At 64.5% G+C, this 19578-nt stretch carries 14 protein-coding genes and 1 tRNA gene; 7 read left to right on the top strand and 8 right to left on the bottom strand.

Going from position 1 to position 19578, the window contains the following annotated elements:
* Window positions 1-15: 15 nt before the first annotated feature.
* Window positions 16-1185, top strand: a complete 1170-nt coding sequence (locus tag EMB92_RS06990; protein ID WP_150394255.1) for a sensor histidine kinase — start codon at window positions 16-18, stop codon at window positions 1183-1185.
* Here the strand turns inward: EMB92_RS06990 and EMB92_RS06985 are convergent.
* Window positions 1180-2067: a hypothetical protein gene (locus EMB92_RS06985; RefSeq protein WP_150394254.1), complete on the bottom strand. Its 888-nt coding sequence runs from the start codon at window positions 2065-2067 to the stop codon at window positions 1180-1182. The genes EMB92_RS06990 and EMB92_RS06985 overlap by 6 nt on opposite strands.
* A gap of 594 nt (window positions 2068-2661) precedes the next feature.
* On the opposite strand from EMB92_RS06985, the gene dcd reads away from it, so the two are divergent.
* Together dcd and EMB92_RS06975 are read left to right on the top strand one after the other, a co-directional pair.
* A complete protein-coding gene (gene dcd, locus EMB92_RS06980) occupies window positions 2662-3243 on the top strand; it encodes a dCTP deaminase (protein WP_043166187.1) in 582 nt (193 codons plus the stop codon).
* Between the two features lie 76 nt (window positions 3244-3319).
* Complete coding sequence (locus tag EMB92_RS06975) at window positions 3320-5071, top strand: FIVAR domain-containing protein (RefSeq protein WP_150394253.1); 1752 nt, start codon at window positions 3320-3322, stop codon at window positions 5069-5071.
* 184 nt (window positions 5072-5255) lie between these two features.
* Here EMB92_RS06975 and EMB92_RS06970 read toward each other — a convergent pair whose 3' ends face one another.
* Window positions 5256-8216 (bottom strand): cation-translocating P-type ATPase, encoded by a 2961-nt coding sequence (locus EMB92_RS06970; RefSeq protein WP_150394252.1) that lies wholly within the window; start codon window positions 8214-8216, stop codon window positions 5256-5258.
* Window positions 8217-8396: 180 nt separating this feature from the next.
* Entirely contained in the window at window positions 8397-9647 is a 1251-nt protein-coding gene (locus tag EMB92_RS06965; protein ID WP_190973597.1) for an MFS transporter, read from the bottom strand.
* Between the two features lie 108 nt (window positions 9648-9755).
* Here EMB92_RS06965 and rlmB point away from each other — a divergent pair, with 108 nt between their 5' ends.
* Together rlmB and EMB92_RS06955 are read left to right on the top strand one after the other, a co-directional pair.
* Window positions 9756-10754, top strand: coding sequence for a 23S rRNA (guanosine(2251)-2'-O)-methyltransferase RlmB (rlmB, locus tag EMB92_RS06960; protein WP_150394250.1), 999 nt, complete (start codon window positions 9756-9758; stop codon window positions 10752-10754).
* A gap of 54 nt (window positions 10755-10808) precedes the next feature.
* The gene (locus EMB92_RS06955; RefSeq protein ID WP_150394321.1) at window positions 10809-12239 is read left to right on the top strand and encodes a DUF4032 domain-containing protein; all 1431 of its coding nucleotides are present in this window, start codon (window positions 10809-10811) and stop codon (window positions 12237-12239) included.
* A gap of 198 nt (window positions 12240-12437) precedes the next feature.
* Here EMB92_RS06955 and EMB92_RS06950 read toward each other — a convergent pair whose 3' ends face one another.
* The 4 genes from EMB92_RS06950 to fbaA form a co-directional block, all read right to left on the bottom strand.
* Window positions 12438-12806 (bottom strand): fluoride efflux transporter FluC, encoded by a 369-nt coding sequence (locus tag EMB92_RS06950; RefSeq protein WP_043166192.1) that lies wholly within the window; start codon window positions 12804-12806, stop codon window positions 12438-12440.
* Window positions 12806-13819, bottom strand: coding sequence for a fluoride efflux transporter FluC (locus tag EMB92_RS06945; protein WP_150394249.1), 1014 nt, complete (start codon window positions 13817-13819; stop codon window positions 12806-12808). The genes EMB92_RS06950 and EMB92_RS06945 overlap by 1 nt, the downstream gene beginning before the upstream one ends.
* Before the next feature lie 46 nt (window positions 13820-13865).
* Complete coding sequence (locus EMB92_RS06940) at window positions 13866-15152, bottom strand: adenylosuccinate synthase (RefSeq protein ID WP_043166193.1); 1287 nt, start codon at window positions 15150-15152, stop codon at window positions 13866-13868.
* A gap of 87 nt (window positions 15153-15239) precedes the next feature.
* Window positions 15240-16310 (bottom strand): class II fructose-bisphosphate aldolase, encoded by a 1071-nt coding sequence (fbaA, locus tag EMB92_RS06935; RefSeq protein ID WP_263390626.1) that lies wholly within the window; start codon window positions 16308-16310, stop codon window positions 15240-15242.
* A gap of 731 nt (window positions 16311-17041) precedes the next feature.
* Between fbaA and EMB92_RS06930 the strand changes: the two genes are divergently transcribed.
* Both EMB92_RS06930 and EMB92_RS06925 read left to right on the top strand, forming a co-directional pair.
* Entirely contained in the window at window positions 17042-18199 is a 1158-nt protein-coding gene (locus tag EMB92_RS06930) for a polysaccharide deacetylase family protein (protein ID WP_150394319.1), read from the top strand.
* A 103-nt stretch (window positions 18200-18302) separates the two neighbouring features.
* Window positions 18303-18376, top strand: a tRNA-Gly gene (locus EMB92_RS06925).
* 110 nt (window positions 18377-18486) lie between these two features.
* Here EMB92_RS06925 and htpX read toward each other — a convergent pair.
* Window positions 18487-19455 carry a zinc metalloprotease HtpX gene (gene htpX, locus EMB92_RS06920; RefSeq protein WP_150394248.1) on the bottom strand — a complete coding sequence of 323 codons (969 nt, stop codon included), beginning with the start codon at window positions 19453-19455 and terminating at the stop codon, window positions 18487-18489.
* Window positions 19456-19578: the final 123 nt, after the last annotated feature.

The raw sequence follows: 19578 nt of genomic DNA, 5'->3' as shown, positions 1-19578 counted from the left end.
GACGTACATGTCACCATGATGATGCAACGCTTACAATCAGCACTTCAGATTCCCCTCGACCATCTACGGAGCCATCCTGGGATCTCCATCACCGCCGCGATAGACGCCCTCATCCTCGTTCTGGAATGGCTATCCGCACCCCCGTCCGGAATGATCATGACCACCGTCTCCGCGCTTTTGGCGGCATGCATCATCGCCACTCCCGCGGCACCGCGCATGATGCAGTGGATAGCGGTCGCATGCTTCTGCGTGTCCTCGCTGCCGTTTGGACATTCCTGGGGATACACGGTCATTCAGGATTTCTCCATACTCATCGCCATCGGAATACTCACCTACCTTCATCCGTATCGGGATGGCATTGCCGCCGTCGCAATCTCAGCGATCGGAAACGCAATCAGCAATGGCATTGTCGACGATCAACTGGGTATCTCCGTGATCACCACCATCGTCAAACTGGCGCTGCCATCGGTTACCGCTTGGATCATCGGTTATGCGTTCAATCTTCATCAGAACAATCTTCGGATACAGAAGATCGCACAGGAGCATCTCGCCGCGGAACAGGAGAACGCCAGACTGCACGCCAATGCCAAAGTTGCCGTGCGCATGCACGATACGTTGACCAATGATCTGAGTTGCATCTCGGCCATTGCACATCAGCATCCCGATGATCCCGAATGGAATGTCGTGCTGCAACGCAGTCAATCCGCGTTCGTTCAGGCTCATGCCGTCATCGACTATCTGTCGGGACGTAACGTCAGCGCACAGCATACGTCGCCATTCATGGAACGGCTTCATGATCAGCTGTCCGAGACCAAGCATTATCTGGATTTCCTCGGATATCATGGCGAAGCGACGATACACGGCGAATCGCTTGTCACCACGCACGATGCCGAAGAGGAAACACTCGCCCTACTCAAGGAAATCGGCACCAACATCCAGCGGCATGCCGTGAAGGGCCGTGAGGCCTATATTCTCAGCATCGACGTCACACCCGATGGCGTTGAGATCTTCGAAACCAACGATGCCGGACAGACGACATTGGACGAGGCCGAACGCTCCGGACGTGGACTCGACATGCATCGCCGGCAGATCGAACGGCTTGGCGGAGTGCTGGATACCAATCTCGACGATCAGCTCTGGATCCTCCACGCCAATATCCCATGGAGGCCTTCACGGTCGTCATGATTTGCCGTCGGCATCTCCGGCGTCTCCCGCGGGGGTGATCGTGGTGAGTTCGCCGCCCCACTCGTGTTCGAGCGTGGTCATGCTGTCGGCCGGGCCGAAGGCGATCCACTCGTTGCCGGAGAGCAGCCGCCAATCGCCCTTCGTGGCCGGATCGTCGGCGTTCTGCGTGAGCATCTCCGAGATCTTGCCCTGCAGCGGGTTGTCGTACAGTCGTTTCGTGGTGTTCGAGTCGAACAGAACGTAGGCGACGCGCGTCTCGGCGCACAGCGACGCGTTCTTGACACCGGGATACGCCGCCACGTCGAGGTCGGTCCACCCGGCCTTGCATTCGCCGGTCGCGCGTTCGATGCCGAATCGCATCGACTCGCCGCTGTCCACCGGCGCCTCGTCGCGGATGGCCGGTTTGAACAGTCCGTCGGGGAACAGCACGCCGCACACGACGCCGAACGCAAGCAGGAGTCCGGCGACCAGCAGCGTGACGATGCCGCCCGCCGCGACCCGATGCCGACGGCTGTTGCGCGGCAGATTCGCCTTCGCGACGATCACGGCGATGAAGGCGATCGCGATGCAGATCGCACAGGTGAGGGCGATATAGCGTCCCGGCACCTTGCCGTCCGGGTCGACGAGGGCCGGCGCGGATTCGTGAGCGGCAGAGAGCGCGCCGAATACGACGGCGATGAGGCCGGCGATCAGTGCGATGATCGCGGCGGTCCTGCTGCGGCGGGCCGGCTCGGAGCCGAATCCGGCGCGATAGGTGGTGGTGCGGCCGGCACGCGGGCGGTGTCTGCGACGCGAGCCGTCGTCGCCGTCGTATTCGTCGTATCCGCCTGCGCTATCCGGACCGTTGCCGTTCGCGAAGAAGTCGTATTCGTTGTCGGCCATGGCGCTTTCCCTTCGCCTCCCCTTCGTCGGAGTCGCCAACATCACCGACCCCGTGCTGTGCTCTATGCTGCCTTCAGTCTACCGCCGCGAGCTCGCGCATTCGTCGGTCTCAGGGATGAATCAGGGTCACGTGTCCCCTGCAGAACGACAGGGAAAAGAAAACCCCGGTGGGGGTTCCACCGGGGCCAGAGAAAGGAGAGAAGAAGAAAGGTTCAATTGTCGGGGGCTCACGCTCCGGGTCGGCTCTTGCTGACGGTTTATAGATAACCACTTTTTTCTGAGCCACACGCGGTGTTTCGCTGTGAGTTTCCTGAAAAATGTCGATTTTTGGTGAATTATCCACAGTCTGAGCGCCTCGGAATAGCCACAACGGCGAAGTTATCCACAATAATACGACACATCGTCGCATTTGATTGACGAAAAAGCGGTTTCCTGCAACGGCCATCCTCGCACGGGACATGATCCAGCCCCGTATACCCGTCCTAGGACGGTTGACGCAGAACTCGATGCCGACGGCCGTCTCATGGCGCGCATCGCGGGCTGACACTAGACTTGGACGCAGTATTTTGACGATTCACCCGTGAGGAGCTTCCCATGCTGTTGTCCGACCGCGACATCCTGGCCGCGCAGGCGGAGGGACATATCTCGCTCGACCCGTGGACCCCGGAGATGGTCCAGCCCGCATCGATCGACGTCAGGCTCGACCGGTTCTTCCGACTGTTCAACAATCACGCGTACACGTACGTGGATCCGGCCGAGAATCAGGGCGCGCTCACCGAGCAGTTCGCCGTCGGCCCGGATGAGCCGTGGATCCTGCATCCGGGCGAGTTCGCGCTCGGATCGACGTGGGAGTACGTCAAACTCGATTCGACGATCGCGGCACGACTCGAAGGCAAGAGCTCGCTGGGTCGTCTCGGCATTCTCACGCATTCGACCGCGGGATTCATCGACCCGGGCTTCGAGGGGCATATCACGCTGGAGCTGTCGAACGTCTCGACCCTGCCGGTCAAGCTGTGGCCAGGCATGAAGATCGGCCAGATGTGCTTCTTCCAGCTGAGCTCGCCGGCCGAGCATCCGTACGGTTCGAAGGGCGTCGGATCGCATTATCAGGGGCAGCGCGGGCCGACGCCGAGTCGCTCGTACGAGAACTTCTATCGCGCGCACATCGACGACTGAGTCGTAAAAGCCAGGCGGCCGGCAACGGCAGTCTGGCTTCATCGTTAATTGGACAGGGACAGACAGGGGGACAAACATGACCGATCCAAGTGGCGAATTCCACTTCGATTTCCAGAACAAAGCCAAGCAGGGAGCGCAACAGCCGCAGGCGGACCAACCGGCCGCGACGCAGGCGTTTACACAGCCCGTTACCGGATATGAGCAGCCGACCGTCGCGGTGCCACAGGCGGCTCCCGCTCCGGAACCTCCAACCGAGCTGGAGACCACACAGGCGTTTGATCCGCTCGCGGACGAGGATCTCCCTCCGCTGCCCTCGCAGACCTACGCCCAGCTCGCGCAGCCGGCGCAGCAGCCCGCCGCTCAGCCGCAATCCGCACAGCCGACGCAGGCATTTACGCAACCCGTTACCGGACCGGTCACGCCTGTCGTGCCTTCCGTTCCTGCCTCCCAGCCGACGCAGGCGTTTGCACAGCCGTACGCCCCAGCCCAGCCGCAGGCGTTTCAGCCTCAGGCGGCACCGCGATCGACGCAATCCGCTGATCTGCGCGAGGAACGCACGCAGGTGTTCGACCCGAATGCGCTGAATCAGGCGGCGGCGCAGCCGTTCACGCAAGGTACCGGCATGGCCGCCGGCAATATCGCCGACAGCGGGCAGCCGACGCAGGTATTCGGACAGAACGCCCAGTTCCCGCCTGCACAGCCGTTCCCTGCAGCCCAATCGTTCCCGCCGGCGCAGCCGCTTGGACAAAATCAGCCGAATACGGCCGCAGCCGGGCAGCCGCCGGTCATGCCACCGTCGATCGCCCCGAACGACGGCGAGGACAACGAGGATAACAATAATGATCGCAGCTCCTCCAACGGCAACGGCGACAACGGCCGTAACTCGCGCCGCAGCAATCGCAGGAAGGGCCTGTCCGGCGGCGCGATCGCCGGCATCGTCGTGGGCGCGATCGTGGCGATCGCGCTGATCGGCGGCGGCGTGTGGCTCTTCGCCGCGGGCAGCGGCAAGGTCACGTACGCGGCGTGCACGGCCGCGGAGCTCCAGTACAAGGGGTCGGCGGCCGGTCTGAAGGCCTCGATCGCGAAGGGGCAGCAGACCGTCTCGTCGACGACCGCCGATCAGCTGTCCGACGCAACCGCGCTGGACACGCTCAATCAGGCGATCGCCGACGCGGGCAACAGCTCCACGAACGCGACCTGCAAGACGGACATGTCGAAGGACGACTTCAAGTCGAACGCGCAGCAGTTCACCATCGCGGCGCAGAACGCCGACTCGCTCAAGGAGAAGATCGACGACGCGATCGATGCGGTGAACGCGGCCAAGAAGTCGAAGACCTCCGATTCGCTGAAGTCGTCGCTGAACACGTCGATCTCGTCCGCACAGTCGTTGCTCAGCAGTTCGACCGGCAAGGTGGCCGACGAAAGCACGCGCACCGCGCTGCAGGATGCGATCACCAACGCGAACAGCGTGGCGTCGAAGTCGAATCCTTCGCAAAGCGAGGTCGACAGCGCGAATTCGGCGTTGCAGAAGGCGATGGAGAGCGTCAATGCGTCGATGGGCGCCAAGACGCAGGCCGATCAGAAGGCGCAGGCCGAGGCGCAGCAGAAGGCTCAGGAGGAGCAGCAGAAGCTCCAGCAACAGCAGGAGCAGCAGCGTCAGGATATGGAGGATCAACAGGCCGAGGAGCCCGAGCAGTCGCAGGGCGGTTCGGGATCGGGCGCCGGCACCGGCTCCGGCTCGACCGGCTCTGGTGCCGGGATGGGTTCCGGTTCGACCGGATCCGGCAGCTCCAACGATGCCGGCGGCACCTACTCAGGCTCCAATTGATTATGAGAAGGGCGGGCATCCTTGCGGAGGACGGACGTATATCGTCCGATTCCTGCAAGGATGCCCGCCTATTGATTAGCGCTTAGCGAATCAGAGCCGAGCAGATTCGTACCGGGTGACTACCCCTCAGTCCCGCTTCGCGGGCCAGCTCCCCTGACAAGGGGAGCCGAGCGCATGAGAGAGGTCAGCGCTTCTCCATGGCGCGCAGGACGCACTTGCGCAGTTCGGAGGCGACGAGCACGAACGCGGCCAGACCGATGCACTCGACCCATGCCAGCGCCGACAGCGGGGTCGTGCCGAACGCGGAGTTGAGGAACGGCACGTAGATCACGACGAGCTGCAGCACGATGGACAGGCCGATCGCACCCCACAGCCACTTGTTCGAGAACAGGCCGACGAACGCGGACTGCGCGTGGGAGCGCGAGGCGATCGCGTTGAACAGCTGCGCGAACACGAGGATCGTGAAGCCCATCGTGCGGGCCTCGGTCATCTGCGCGTCATGGCCGAGCGCGTCGACGGAACGGTCGGTGAACAGGCCGCCGGCCAGGTGCATGTCCATGCCGATCAGCGTCACGATGGCCATGATCACGCCGATGTAGATGATGTCGCCCCACATCGAGGCGTCGATCACACGATCGGTGACCTTGCGCGGACGACGGTTCATCACGTCCTCGGTCTGCGGGTCGACACCCATCGCGAGCGCCGGCGCGGCGTCGGTCAGGAGGTTGATCCACAGCAGCTGGGTGGCGAGCAGCGGCACGGTCACGCCCTGCGTGCCGGGCTGGGTGATGCCGAGGAATCCGGCGAACACGACGCCGAAGAACACGGTGAACACCTCGCCCACGTTCGAGCTCAGCAGGTAGCGCAGGAACTTGCGGATGTTGTCGAAGATCACGCGGCCCTCGCGCACGGCGGCCACGATGGTGGAGAAGTTGTCGTCGGCGAGGATCATCTTCGCGCTCTGCTTGGTGACCTCGGTGCCGGTGATGCCCATCGCCACGCCGATGTCGGCGGTCTTGACGGCCGGGGCGTCGTTGACGCCGTCGCCGGTCATCGCGACGATGTTGCCCTGACGCTGCAGCGATTCGACGATCTTGAGCTTGTGCTCCGGGGCGACTCGCGCGTACACGGACACCTCGGAGGTGGCCTTGTCGAACGCGGCCTGATCGGTGAGCGCGTCGAGCTGGTCGCCGGTGAGGGCCTTGCCGCCCTTGTCGATGATGCCGAGGTCGGAGGCGATGCGGGCCGCGGTCAGCGGGTGGTCGCCGGTGATCATGACGGCGCGGATGCCGGCGCGGTGCGCTTCGGCCACGGAGTCGCGCACCTCGGTGCGCGGCGGGTCGATGATGCCGACCATGCCGTTCCAGATGAGGTCGGTTTCGATCGCCTCGGACTGGTCGGCGATGTCGGTGACCTGTCCGGCGGCGTTGGCGCGCACGCCGGGCACTTCGGACAGGTTCGCGGTGCCGAGCGGACGATACGCCTGGCCGAGCGTGCGGTACGCCTCGGAGGAGAGGCGTTCGACGGTCGCGAGGATCGTCTGGCGATCGCCTTCGGTGAGCGGACGGACCTGTCCGCCGACGGCGATGCGCGAGCAGAAGCCGAGCAGCACGTCCGGCGCGCCCTTGGCGAAGACGGTGAGCTTGCCGCCCTCGGTCTCGTCCTTCGCGATGATCGACATGCGCTTGCGTTCGGAGGTAAACGGCACCTCGGCCACGCGGGTGAACTGCTCGTAGCCCTTCATCGCGCCGGTCTTGCGCGCGGCGACGATCAGGGAGACCTCGGTCGGATCGCCGACGATCTCCCACTTGCCGTTCTCCTTGCGCAGGTCGCCATCGTTCGCGAGCGTGCCGGCGGCGAGGGTCGCAATGACCTCGGCGCGCAGAGCCGGCGCATCGGCGAGCGACGAGCCGTCGGAGGCGACCATCTTGCCTTCCGGCGCGTAGCCGGTGCCGGTGATCTGCACCTCGCCGGACGGGGTGACGACGCGTTCGACGGTCATCTCGTTGCGCGTCAACGTACCGGTCTTGTCCGAGCAGATGACGGACGCGGAGCCGAGCGTCTCGACCGAATGCAGCTTCTTGACGATCGCATTGTGCATCGCCATGCGCTGCACGCCGAGCGCGAGCACGACGGTGAGGATCGCGGCCAGGCCCTCGGGCACGGCGGCCACGGCGAGCGAGACGGCGAGCAGCAGGGAGTCGATGATGTCCTGCGTGGTGTGGAAGCCTTCGAGGATCGCGAGCGCGGCGAGCACGATGGCCGCGATGATGCACACCGCTAGCCCAAGGATCTTGGAGACGTAGTCCATCTCCTTCTGCAGCGGCGTCTGCTCGTCCTCGGTGGCGGACAGGAGATCGGCGATCTTGCCCACCTGCGTGTTCATGCCGGTGCCGGTGACGATCGCGCGGCCGGTGCCCTGCGTGACGGAGGTGCCGTTGAAGATCATGTTGGCGCGGTCGCCCAGTGCCTTGGCTTCGGGCAGCGTGTCCGGCTTCTTGCCGACCGGCACGGATTCGCCGGTGAGCGACGCTTCGGCGATGCGCAGGCTGGCGGCCGTGAAGAGTCGGCCGTCGGCGGAGACGGAGTCGCCCTCCGCGAGAACGATCACGTCGCCGGGGACGACTTCAGCGGTGTTGATGCGCACGACCTTGCCGTCGCGCAGCACGGAAGTCTGCGGCGCGGTCATCTGGGCGAGCGCCTCGACCGCGGCCTCGGCCTTCGCCTCCTGGATGTAGCCGAGGACGGCGTTGACGATCAGGATGAGGACGATGACGATCGCATCGAACGGCAGCGCCTCGCCGCCTTCCGCGCCGGGGGCGGCGTGTCCGCGCTCGATGAACCATGCGATCACCGAGATGACGGTGGCGGCGATCAGCAGGTAGACGAGCGGGTCCTGGAACTGGGCCAGGAACTTCTTCCATTTCGGCACGGGCGGCGCGCTGGCCAGCTCGTTCGGGCCGAACTTCTCGAGTCGACGCTTGGCTTCGGCCTCGCTCAGGCCGACGTTCGGGTCAACGTTCAATGCTTTGGCGACCTCGGCCGCATCGGTCAGGCTCGGATCGACGTCGCCCATCAGCGCTTGCTGGGCGCGCACTTCCTCTGATACCGCGGGCGCGGTGGATTGACCTTTCTGATCAACCATGTGTTTCTCCTTGGTATAGCCGCGGAGTAGTCAGTCCGTGCGGCGGCCGGGTTGTCTCCCCCGACGCGCATCGGACTGCGCGGTTATGGGCACCGGCGCAAACCGACGCCGATGCATACGATTGCCATTATTCCATATGGGTGTGGAGCAGTCATCGCACGGCGTAAGGGGTGTTGCCTATTAGAGGGCTTTCGCGAGATTCCTACTCATCGCGCGGTCCCGCGACCCCTTGGTCGCGCTCATGCCGGCGGTCACGGCGATGAGGGCGATCGTGCAGGCGATCCACAGCGTCCGTCCGCCGAACCGGCTGATCACGCCGCCGCCGATCAGCGGCGCGAGCGCGATCGACAGCGACCACAGCACGTTGTACACGCCCTGATACGTGCCTCGCGCGGAGGCGGGAGCCATCGCGGCGACGATCGTCGTGGCGATCGGGAACGTGCCCAGCTCGCCGAGCGTCCACAGCACGACGGCGAGCGCGAACCCGCCCCACGATCCGGCCACGATCTGCACGGCGTAGCCGATGATGGTGACGGCGAGTCCGGCGACGAGCACGCGCGAGTTGCCCATGCGCGCGAACAGCTTCATCGCGGGGATCTGCAGCGCGCACAGCATGAACCCGTTGATGGTCAGGAGCACGGAGTATTCGCCGAGTCCCATGCCGAGGTTCGTCATCGCGATCGGCAGTCCGGAGGTCGACTGGAAGTAGACGAGGTAGTAGCCGAACATGAGCACGGAGAACGCGAGGAACGGCCAGTCGGTGAGGACCCTGTGCCAGTTGTCGCGCAGGGAGGTGGGGGCGACGTCGGAGTCGGCCCTGACGGCGGCGTCCCCCGGCTTGGGCACGGCGATGCCCAGATGCCGCACCTCGCGGAAGAATCCGACGAGCAGGATCGTCACGGCGAGCATCACGGCGGCCTCGACGTAGAACATCAGCGAATACGACACCTTGACCAGCTGGTTGGCGATGATAGGGCCGATCGCGTAGCCGAAGTTGATCGCCCACGATTGCAGGACGTACGCGCGCTGCTGGCGTTCGACCGGAACCACGTCCGCGATGTACGCGGCGATCGCGGGACTCGGCAGCGAGGCGAACGCGCCGTAGACGAACAGGGTCGCGCCGAGCGCGATCGGATCGGCGAGCGCGGAGACGACCAGCAGGGCGATGGCCGCGCCGATCTCGCCGATGATGATCATCGACTGTCGGCCGAACCTGTCGGAGAGCGTGCCGCCGAACAGGCATCCGATGATCGACCCGAAGCCGTACATCGCGACGACCGCGCCGACGACGCCTTCGTCGATGTGCAGCGCGGAGACCAGGTAGATCGACAGGAACGAGGTGACGAACCGTCCCATCCATAGGATCAGGATCGCCAGCCACAGGCCCCAGTACAGCAGGGGCAAACCGAACAATGTGCGCCGTTGTTTCACCCTCAATACCCTACTCGGGGGCGGCGGGGCGGCTTGCCGTCGGCGTCCGGCAGCTTCCCGACCGCACATGCAGACCGTTCGGTTGGGGCTTGTGAGACAATGACCGTTATGGTTATGAAGAAAGGACCGACCAAGGGGTCGGGTGGCAAGCATCGCAACGCGCTTCGCGGCAAGGGACCGACGCCCAAGGCCGAGGATCGCGTCTATCACAAGGCATACAAGGCGAAGAAGGTCGCCGATCGCCGCAAGTTGGCCGATCCCCGACTGGCCGCACGCCGCCGCGTCGACAAGTTCGCGTCGTCGGACACCACGGATCTGGTGTTCGGCCGCAACTCGGTGCTGGAGGCGCTGCGCGTGGGCGTGCCGAGCTCCACGCTGTACATCATGTCGCGCATCGAGCACGACGACCGCACGCGTGAGATCGTCAAGCTGGCCGGCACGCAGGGCCTGCACATGCTGGAGGCCGATCGACTGGAGATGGACCGCATCGCCCGCTCCGGCAACCATCAGGGCGTGATCCTCAAGGTCGATCCGTACCAGTACTCGTCGCTCGCCGAGCTCGCCGATCGCGCGGACAAGAAGTCGCGTGCGATGGAGGCGGCGAACTCCACGGCCGCGAAGCTGTCCGCGCGTCCGCTGTTCATCGCGCTCGACGGCGTGACCGACCCGCAGAACCTCGGCGCGGTCATCCGTTCGGCCGCCGCGTTCGGCGCGAACGGCGTGATCCTGCCCGAGCGTCGCTCCGCGTCGGTGAACGCCGCCGCGTGGAAGGTGTCGGCCGGCGCGGCCGCACACCTGCCGGTGTGCCGCGTGGTCAACCTGACCAAGGCGATCGAAAGCCTCAAGGAGCGCGGCTACTACGTCGTGGCTCTGGATGGCGGCGGCGACAAGACCGTGGGTGAAACCGGTTTTGAGACCGATCCGCTGGTCGTCGTGCTCGGGTCGGAAGGCAAGGGCGTGAGCCGTCTCGTGCGCGAGGCGTGCGACGCCGTGGCCGGCATCCCGATCTCCAGCCAGGTCGAATCACTCAACGCGTCCGTGGCGGCGGGCATCAGCCTGTACGCCGTGGCCAACGCGCGACGCAAGGCGGCCGAAGCGGCCGAATAAGCCGAATAAATAAGGCCGAATACACGTAGGAACGAGGCAAAGATGCAATCATCCATGAACCTGTCGGGACTCTCGCAGCTGGATCCGCGCGCGGCGAAGGCCACCAGCGTCAAGGCGGAGGACGACACCGCCGATACGCCGGAGCCGCAGGCGCTGAAGATCACCGCGGCCAGCTCGAACCCGAAGATGTTCACGCTGCCGTGGGAGCAGCCGCTGGCCACCTGGCCCGCCGAACTGCTCGCCAACCTGCCGCGAGGCATCTCCCGCCACGTCGTGCGCTTCGTCCACGTGGGCGACGAAGTGTACGCGATGAAGGAGATCACGCGTCAGATGGCCGAGCGCGAGTACGAGATCCTGCGCCGCCTGCAGAAGCTCGAACTGCCGGCCGTCCGCCCGATCGCGGTCGTCACCGGACGTCACAACCGCGAAGGAGAACCGCTCGAGGCGATCCTCGTGACCAAGCATCTCAAGTTCTCCCTGCCGTACCGCGCGCTCTTCGCCCGCAACCTGCAGCACGACACCGCCGAACGTCTGATCGACGCGCTCGCCGTGCTGCTCGTGCGTCTGCACCTGGCCGGCTTCTACTGGGGCGACGTCTCCCTGTCGAACATCCTGTTCCTGCGCGATGCCGACGCGTTCTCCGCGTTTCTCGTCGACGCCGAGACCGGTGACCTGCAGGTCAACCTGACCAACGGCCAGCGCGAATACGACATCGATCTGGCGCGCACGAACATCATCGGCGAACTGATGGATCTGAGCTCCGGCAAGCTGCTGCCTGACGACGTCGACGAGATCGAGGTCGGCAACCGTCTGGTCGACCGCTACCACTCGCTGTGGAGCGCCCTGACCGACACCGACAAGTTCGGTCCGGACGAGATGTGGAAGATCGAGAAGCGCGTCAACAAGCTCAACGAGCTCGGCTTCGACGTCGACGAGCTCGAGATGAAGACCGAGGAGGGCGGCAAGCGCGTGCTCGTGCGTCCGCGCGTCGTCGACGCCGGCTACGCGAACCGCAAGCTGCTGCGCCTGACCGGTCTCGACGTGCAGGAGAACCAGGCCCGTCGACTGCTCAACGACCTCGACGCCTACCGCGCCTCCACGTGGCGCGACGGTGAGGATCTCGAGATCGTCGCGACCGACTGGATGCGCGAGGTGTTCGAGCCGACCGTGCGCTCGATCCCGGCCAAGTACCGTTCGCAGATCGAACCGGCGCAGTTCTTCCACGAGGTGCTCGACCACCGTTGGTTCCTCGCGGAGAAGGCCGGTCACGACGTACCGATGAGCGAGGCCGTGACCAGCTACATCGAGAACGTGCTGCCGAAGCAGGTGCTCAACAAGAAGGACATCGACACGCTGCTCGAGGAGGCCGATGCCGGCGTCATCGACGACGAGTCGACGTACTACGAGAACAACTCCGGTGCTGACGGGGATGACGACGGGTACAACCCGGACTTCGACCCGGATGCGGCGGTGTGGTCGCACTGACGATCGGCTTTCCTGGTCTGCCTGTGTGTGGGGTTGGGCCGGCGTATGCGATACACGACACACTCAAGGCCGTTTGGCCAAGCCTACAGTCGTGTATCGCATACGCCGGCCCAACCCCGGTTCCAGCCAAAATCGTCCGGTTTCAGGTGCGAGACGTCAGTGCGAATTTGTTAGGGGACAAGGGGCAAGGGCTGGTGGCTAGAGGGAGACTATCCACCAGCCGGCGGCTACGCAGAGTAGGGGGATGATGATCGTGGCGGCGATGTAGGCGGCGCCGATCGCCCACTTGCGGGTGCGCAGCAGGAAGACCATTTCGTTGATGGCGGTGGAGAAGGTCGAGAATCCGCCGAGGAAACCGGTGACGAACAGCAGGTAGGTGCTGTGGTCGACGACACCGCCCTTCGCATAGGCGCCAGCGGCGATGCCGGCGCAGAACGTGGCGATCACGTTGATCACGAACGTGGACAACGGGAACGACCTGTTCCACCAACGCTGTATCGACGTGTTGACCACGAAACGGGTCATCGCGCCGAGTCCGCCGCATAGGCATACCAGAAGAAACGTCATCAGCGCCACTCCTCCGCGTCTCGGTACAGGAACGTGCGCTCGTTGCCGGCGGCAGCACCGTGGACACCGCTCTCGGGGTGCGATTCGCGTGTGCCTCCGGTGGCGGGATCACCCACCATCGGGATCTCGTCGGTGATCGGAGCGGGCTCGTATGACGGGATCGCCGTGGCATCCGGCATCGACTCCGGAACCCCGCCGGCCGCGCCCGCGCCCGTCTGCACGGTGCGTGCGGCGGGGACGGGCTGGCCGTAGTCACCCGCAGGCGGAGTGGAGGAGCGCACGTCGATGAACACGGACGACGTGTCATCCACGACGTGCACGACCGGATCGTCGGCGATGCGATCTCCCAGCCCGAAGAAGCGCTTCGACTTCGGCGCCTTGTGACCGGCGCGCGCATTGATCGCACCGGCCGCGATGCGCGCCGACCGACGCGAGGCGACGCTTGTGGCGAGCCATGCGCCGGCCGCGGCGACGAGCATGCCGACCGCGAAGCTGACGAACATGTAGAACAGGAATCCGCCGATCTGACTGCCGTGGATCGACGTCAGCTCCTCGATGACCATCGCGGACAGGGTGGAGAATCCGCCGCACATGCCCATGCCGATGCCGCGCGAGGTGAGCTGGCGCACACGCTTGCGGATCCACGACGCCTGCGACATGTACGCCGTCAGCGCGGCGAACATGAAGCAGGCCGCCATATTGGCGATGAACGTGGCCGTATGGAACGCGCTGAAGAACCCGGTTTCCGCCGCCGGAGCCGGCAATGCCAGCGACAGGCCGTACCGCATCGCCGTGCCGATCGCGCCGCCCAGGAACACGACCAGATAGATCATGCCGTCGGCGAGTGGATTGAACTGCGCCTGCACGCGTTTGACCGGCGCGAGCGGAATCTGCGGAGGTCGCTCGGCCGCGGCCGCCCCTTTGGGATGCGGTGCGGCCACCGCGTACGAGCGCGCGTGCGCGGCGGTCATCTCCTGCGTGGAGGGATCCGGTTCGGCGAAATATTCGGGCATGTGACTCACGTCCAGTCGGCGATCGGCCGCGGCCTGCGCAGTCGAATCAGTCGATCAGCGAGTGGATGGAGATGATGTGATCGCGCTGCGGACCGGTGCCGATCGCGGAGATACGGCAGTTGGACAGCTCCTCGAGGCGCTTGACGTACGCCTGGCAGGTGGCCGGCAGCTCGTCGAAGCTGTGGCAGTTGGAGATGTCCTCGGTCCAGCCCGGCATCGTCTCGTAGATCGGCTTGGCGGCGGCGAACGCGGCCTGATCAGTCGGCATGTCGTCGTGACGCTCGCCGTTGACGTCGTATGCGACGCAGATCGGGATCTCCTTCAGACCGGTGAGCACGTCCAGCTTGGTCAGGACCAGATCGGTCAGGCCGTTGACCTGGCTGGCGTAGCGGTTGACGACCGCATCGAACCAGCCGCAGCGACGCGGACGGCCGGTGGTCACGCCGAACTCGTGGCCCTGCTGACGCAGCCACTCGCCGGACTCGTCGAACAGCTCGGTCGGGAACGGGCCCTCGCCCACGCGGGTGACGTACGCCTTGGAGACGCCGACCACGCGATTGATCTTGGTCGGGCCGACGCCGGTACCGGTGCATGCGCCGCCGGCGGTCGGGTTGGAGGAGGTGACGAACGGGTAGGTGCCGTGATCGACGTCCAGCATCGTGGCCTGCGCGCCTTCGAACAGTACGGTCTTGCCCTCGTCGAGCGCCTTGTTGAGGATCAGGCCGGTGTTGGCGACGTACGGCTTGAGACGCTCGCCGAGCTTCAGGAGCTCGTCGGTGGTCTGGTCGACGTCGATCGCGCGGCGGTTGTACAGCTTGACGAGGATCTGGTTCTTCTGGTGCAGGCTCGCCTCGACCTTGTCGTGCAGGTGCTCGGCGTTGAACAGGTCGTGCACGCGGATGCCGACGCGGTTGATCTTGTCCGCGTAGGCCGGGCCGATGCCGCGACCGGTGGTGCCGATCTTGTGCTTGCCGAGGAAGCGCTCGGTGACCTTGTCGAGCGTGCGATGATACGGCGCGATGATGTGCGCGGCCTCGCTCACCTTGAGGTGGGAGCAGTCGATGCCGCGGGCCTCGAGGCCGTCGATCTCCTGGAACAGGACCTCAGGATCGACGACGACGCCGTTGCCGATCACCGGGGTGAGGTTCGGGTTGATGATGCCGGAGGGCAGCAGATGCAGCGCGTAGGACTCATCGCCCACAACCACGCTGTGGCCGGCGTTGTTGCCGCCGTTGAAACGCGCGACATAGTCGACCTTCGTGCCGATCAGATCGGTTGCCTTACCCTTACCTTCGTCTCCCCACTGGGCACCGATCAACACAATTCCAGGCATAACGCACCTCCGCATACGCTCGATTCCGCCGCGAAACAGCCTACCGTACGCCCTCTACCCGCCCCCGACGCAGTCTCACTTGAGACGCTACTTGAGGGCGCGGCCGGCGGAGCCGAGCTCCTGGCATGCCTCGACGACGCGCTGCGCCATCGATGACTCGGCCTTCTTGCCCCACGAGCGCGGGTCGTAGAACTTCTTCTTGCCGACCTCGCCATCGACCTTCAGGACCGCATCGTAGTGTTCGAACATGTGACCGGCGATCGCGCGCGTGAACGCGTACTGGGTGTCCGTGTCGACGTTCATCTTCACGACGCCGTACGAGACCGCGGCGGCGATCTCCTCGGGCGTCGAGCCGGAGCCGCCGTGGAAGACGAGCTCGAACGGCTTGCCGGCCGGGAAGTCGACGGCACCCGCGGCGGACGCCACGCGACCGTCGAGCACCGCCTGCGCGACCTCGTTCTGGATCTCGCCGAGCAGCGCCGGACGCAGCTTGACCATGCCCGGCTTGTACGAGCCGTGCACGTTGCCGAACGTGAACGCGGCCATGTAGCGACCACGCTCGCCCAATCCCAGACGCTGTGCGACCTTCACGCCGTCCTCCGGCGTCGAGTACAGCTTGTCATCGATCGCGGCGGACTGACCGTCCTCCTCGCCACCGACCGCGCCGATCTCGATCTCCAGCACGGTGTGCGCGGCCTGCGACTTGTCGAGCAGCTCCTCGGCGATGTCGAGGTTGCGCTCCAGCGGCACCGTCGAGCCATCCCACATGTGCGACTGGAAGGTCGGCTCCTTGCCGTGCGCGACCTCGTCGGCCTCGTACGCAAGCAGCGGGCGGACCCATTCGTCGAGGTACTGCTCGGCGCAGTGGTCGGTGTGCAGCGCGACGGTGATGTTCGGGTACTGCTTGGCCACCTCGTGCGCGAACGCCGCGAACGCAAGGGATCCGGTGACGCGGTTCTTGACCGCCTGTCCGGAGAAGTATGCGGAACCGCCGACCGACACCTGGATGATGCCGTCCGATTCGGCCTCGGCGAAGCCCTGAAGAGCGGCGTTCAGGGTCTGCGTGCTCGTCACGTTGATCGCGGGGTAGGCATAGCCGCCGCGACGGGCGGCATCCAGCATCTCTGCATAGCGTTCTGGCGTTGCGATAGTCATGATTACATTATCCCGCGTCGCGGTGACGCGGCTTCACGCGTCGCTCACAAATCATATGTGCGTTGCCTCACAGACACTTTGCGAAGCGGGGATTGCCCCATAGTGCGCGTAATGATCGATCATCTTTATCTCTCCCCCAGTCAGCTTCGCTGCCAGCCCATCCTGCAATTGCTGACACGCTGCGCGCGCAGTCTGCTGGCTCGCCTGTCGGCTCGCACGTTGCCTACAAACAACTTCGTTGTTTGCTTCACGGCAACGTCCCGTCAGAGGGGGCCAATGCATGGTGTGGCGTCGGCCACGCCGTCCGCCGATCACATAGTGATCACCGACGCGTTCATTAGATGACGATCGCCATGCATCGACAGCCATCCGCCGTATTACTAGTGAAATCCTAGTGAACGCTCACACCACTGTCATCCCTCGATTTCGGCTTCATACCGCCGTTTTGCGCGATCACACAGCCTTACGAATCTACGCAAAAGCATTACTTTCGGATTACCTGCGCACGCCAATCAACCATAGAATGAGCGACGGTAATAAGCATGGTTAAGGAGAGTGTCATGCACGATTCGCACGATCCCAACGCATGGGATGGGCCGACCCGCAACACGCGGGATTCCCGTGGCGCGCAGATCCCCGAAGGCGTCCCCTCCGTCGGAGACGCCGGCACTCCCGGAACCCCCGGCGCCCCGGAGGAGTTGTCATTCGGCACCGCGGTCCGCATTCGCCGTCGCATGCCGTTGTGGATGCGCACCATGTTCGTCATTCTCGCACTCGGACTGATCGCGGGGCTCGCCGCCGGATTCTCCTGGATGTGGGACGACCACTGGCGTCCGATCAACGTGACCGTCAACAATCAGGTCGTCCGCACGCGCGTCGACACGACGCTCGACAAGCTGCTCAAGAAGAACGATGATTTCGGCGCCAAACGCGGCCGCCTGCTCGCCATCGACGGCTCGGTGCTTGACGAGCACGGCGGCAAGGCGGTCGTGCCGGCCATCGGAGGCCAGGCCATCCCCGAATCGGACTGGTCGAAGATGGTCGTGCCGGATCACGCGGACGTGACCGTTGACTCGGGCGCGGACGTGACCGAGGCGCACACCGTCATCAAACGCGCCGAACCGTACGGTGCCGACGTCGATCTCAGGGGCGGCACGATCCAGGTGCGGCTGCGTCACGGCAAGGACGGCGTCGCCGAAACATGGGTCGGCAAGAAATCCGGCAAGAAGGTCGACAAGGGCGTGACGACGAAGCCCGAAGACATGATCGTGCGCTCGTACAGTCCGCGTCCGGAAGGCAAGAAGGTGATCGCGCTGACGTTCGACGACGGACCGAGCCAGTACAGCGCGCCGATGCTCGACATCCTCAAGTCGAAGGGCGTCAAGGCCACGTTCTTCGATCTTGGTCAGCAGTCGAAGGAGTTCGCCTCGGCCGAGAAGCGCATGATCGCCGACGGACATGAGGTGGCGAGCCACAGCTACGACCATCCGAACATGCCGAAACTGAATCGCGATGCACTGCGTGACAACATCACGAAGGGATTCGAGGCGACCAAGGAGGCCTCGGGCGTCGACACGAAGGTGCTGCGCTCCCCCTACGGCGCGTTCGGCGTGCAGCAGTGGAAGGATGCGGGCGATCTGATCGACATGAACGTGCTGTGGGATATCGACACGCTCGACTGGAAGCGGCCGGGCGCGAACGCGATCCACGACAACATCATGCAGCATGCGCACAACGGCGCGATCGTGCTCATGCACGACGGCGGCGGCGACCGCACGCAGGACATCGAGGCGCTGCCGCGCATCATTGATGATCTGCGTGCACAGGGCTATGAGTTCGTGACGGTCAAGCAGCTCATCGAGATGAGCCCTAAGCTCGAGCTGAAGAACTGACCTGAAACTGAAGAACTGAGGGCGTCCCGCTTAATGAGACGGCCGGTACCGCGGCTCACCGCCGTGGTACACTAGTGGCTCGCGTCCAAAAGACGCACCCTTCGCGAATGTAGTTCATCGGTAGAACGACAGCTTCCCAAGCTGTAGAGGCGGGTTCGACTCCCGTCATTCGCTCCATTCGAGACCGTTGGAATTCCAACGGTCTTCGTCATTGTTGAGGCGTTTTAATGGCTTCCGTGGACACACAGTGGACAACGCAGTTGACAGTTGACGCTGTAATTAGTCACCTAGTAGCGCACCTGAGGCGCGGCTCCCATGCCGCCTCCCATGCCGCCGTAGACCTGTCCGGCCTGCGCGGCGCGCATCTCCTGCGCCATCTGCATGAGGCGATTGATGCGATCCTCGGTGGGCGGGTGCGTGGAGAACAGCTTGGAGAAACCGGCAGCGGAGAACGGGTTCGCGATCATCATCGCGGACACCGACTGCGTGCCGGCGGTCTTGCGCATCGGCGTGGTCTGCGCGCCGTAGGAGATCTTGTTGAGCGCGGAGGCGAGCGCCTCGGGATCGCCGGTCAGCACGCTGCCGTCCTCGTCAGCATCGTATTCACGTGTGCGGGAGATCGCCATCTGGATGAGCGATGCCGCGACCGGCGCGAGGATCATGCTCAGCAGAACGCCGATCAGCCCGAGTCCGCCGGAGGAGTTCTCGCGATCGTCGCGCGAGGTGCCGCCGCCGAAGTACATGAGGGAGTAGCCGAGATACGTGATGACGGTGGCCATCGCCGAGGCGATCGCGGAGGTGAGGATGTCGTGGTTGTACACGTGCATGAGCTCGTGGCCGAGTACGCCACGGATCTCACGCTCGTTGAGGATTCTGAGGATGCCCTGCGTGCAGCAGACCGCCGCGTGGCGCTCGTTGCGCCCGGTGGCGAATGCGTTCGGGCTCATCGTCGGCGCGATGTAGATGCGCGGCATCGGCTTTCCAGCCCTGGCCGACAGCTCCCGAACGATCTTGTACAGGGTGGGGGCCTCCGCCTCGCTGACCTCGCGTGCGCCCATCGAGGCGATGGCGAGTTTGTCGGAGAACCAATAGGAGCCGAATGTGGTGACCAGTCCGATGACGATGTAGATGCCGAGGGTGCCTCGTGAGCCGCCGGTGGCCCACCAGATGAGCATGATGACGCCCCACATCAACCCGAACAGGAGGGTCGTCTTCAGGCCATTGAAATGGCCGTGCACTCGCAATTTGCCGTCCATAAGGCACACACTAAATTCACGAGCTGAGTTTTAGCTGGACGTACGCCGGACGTGAAACGACCAAACTACGCCACACTGACGGGGAACAAAACGTCCGATCCTACAGGATCCACCGCACCAAGC

Source organism: Bifidobacterium callitrichos (assembly GCF_008698085.1).
Lineage (GTDB): Bacteria > Actinomycetota > Actinomycetes > Actinomycetales > Bifidobacteriaceae > Bifidobacterium > Bifidobacterium callitrichos.
This window is presented reverse-complemented; position numbering and strand designations above follow the sequence as displayed.

Bases quoted from the DNA above. Each gene is read 5' to 3' on its own strand.
- EMB92_RS06990 (WP_150394255.1), top strand. From the start codon at position 16: ATGATGATGCAACGCTTACAATCAGCACTTCAGATTCCCCTCGACCAT.
- EMB92_RS06985 (WP_150394254.1), bottom strand. From the start codon at position 2,067: ATGGCCGACAACGAATACGACTTCTTCGCGAACGGCAACGGTCCGGAT.
- dcd (WP_043166187.1), top strand. From the start codon at position 2,662: ATGCTGTTGTCCGACCGCGACATCCTGGCCGCGCAGGCGGAGGGACAT.
- EMB92_RS06975 (WP_150394253.1), top strand. From the start codon at position 3,320: ATGACCGATCCAAGTGGCGAATTCCACTTCGATTTCCAGAACAAAGCC.
- EMB92_RS06970 (WP_150394252.1), bottom strand. From the start codon at position 8,216: ATGGTTGATCAGAAAGGTCAATCCACCGCGCCCGCGGTATCAGAGGAA.
- rlmB (WP_150394250.1), top strand. From the start codon at position 9,756: ATGGTTATGAAGAAAGGACCGACCAAGGGGTCGGGTGGCAAGCATCGC.
- EMB92_RS06955 (WP_150394321.1), top strand. From the start codon at position 10,809: ATGAACCTGTCGGGACTCTCGCAGCTGGATCCGCGCGCGGCGAAGGCC.
- EMB92_RS06950 (WP_043166192.1), bottom strand. From the start codon at position 12,806: ATGACGTTTCTTCTGGTATGCCTATGCGGCGGACTCGGCGCGATGACC.
- EMB92_RS06945 (WP_150394249.1), bottom strand. From the start codon at position 13,819: ATGCCCGAATATTTCGCCGAACCGGATCCCTCCACGCAGGAGATGACC.
- EMB92_RS06940 (WP_043166193.1), bottom strand. From the start codon at position 15,152: ATGCCTGGAATTGTGTTGATCGGTGCCCAGTGGGGAGACGAAGGTAAG.
- EMB92_RS06930 (WP_150394319.1), top strand. From the start codon at position 17,042: ATGCCGTTGTGGATGCGCACCATGTTCGTCATTCTCGCACTCGGACTG.
- htpX (WP_150394248.1), bottom strand. From the start codon at position 19,455: ATGGACGGCAAATTGCGAGTGCACGGCCATTTCAATGGCCTGAAGACG.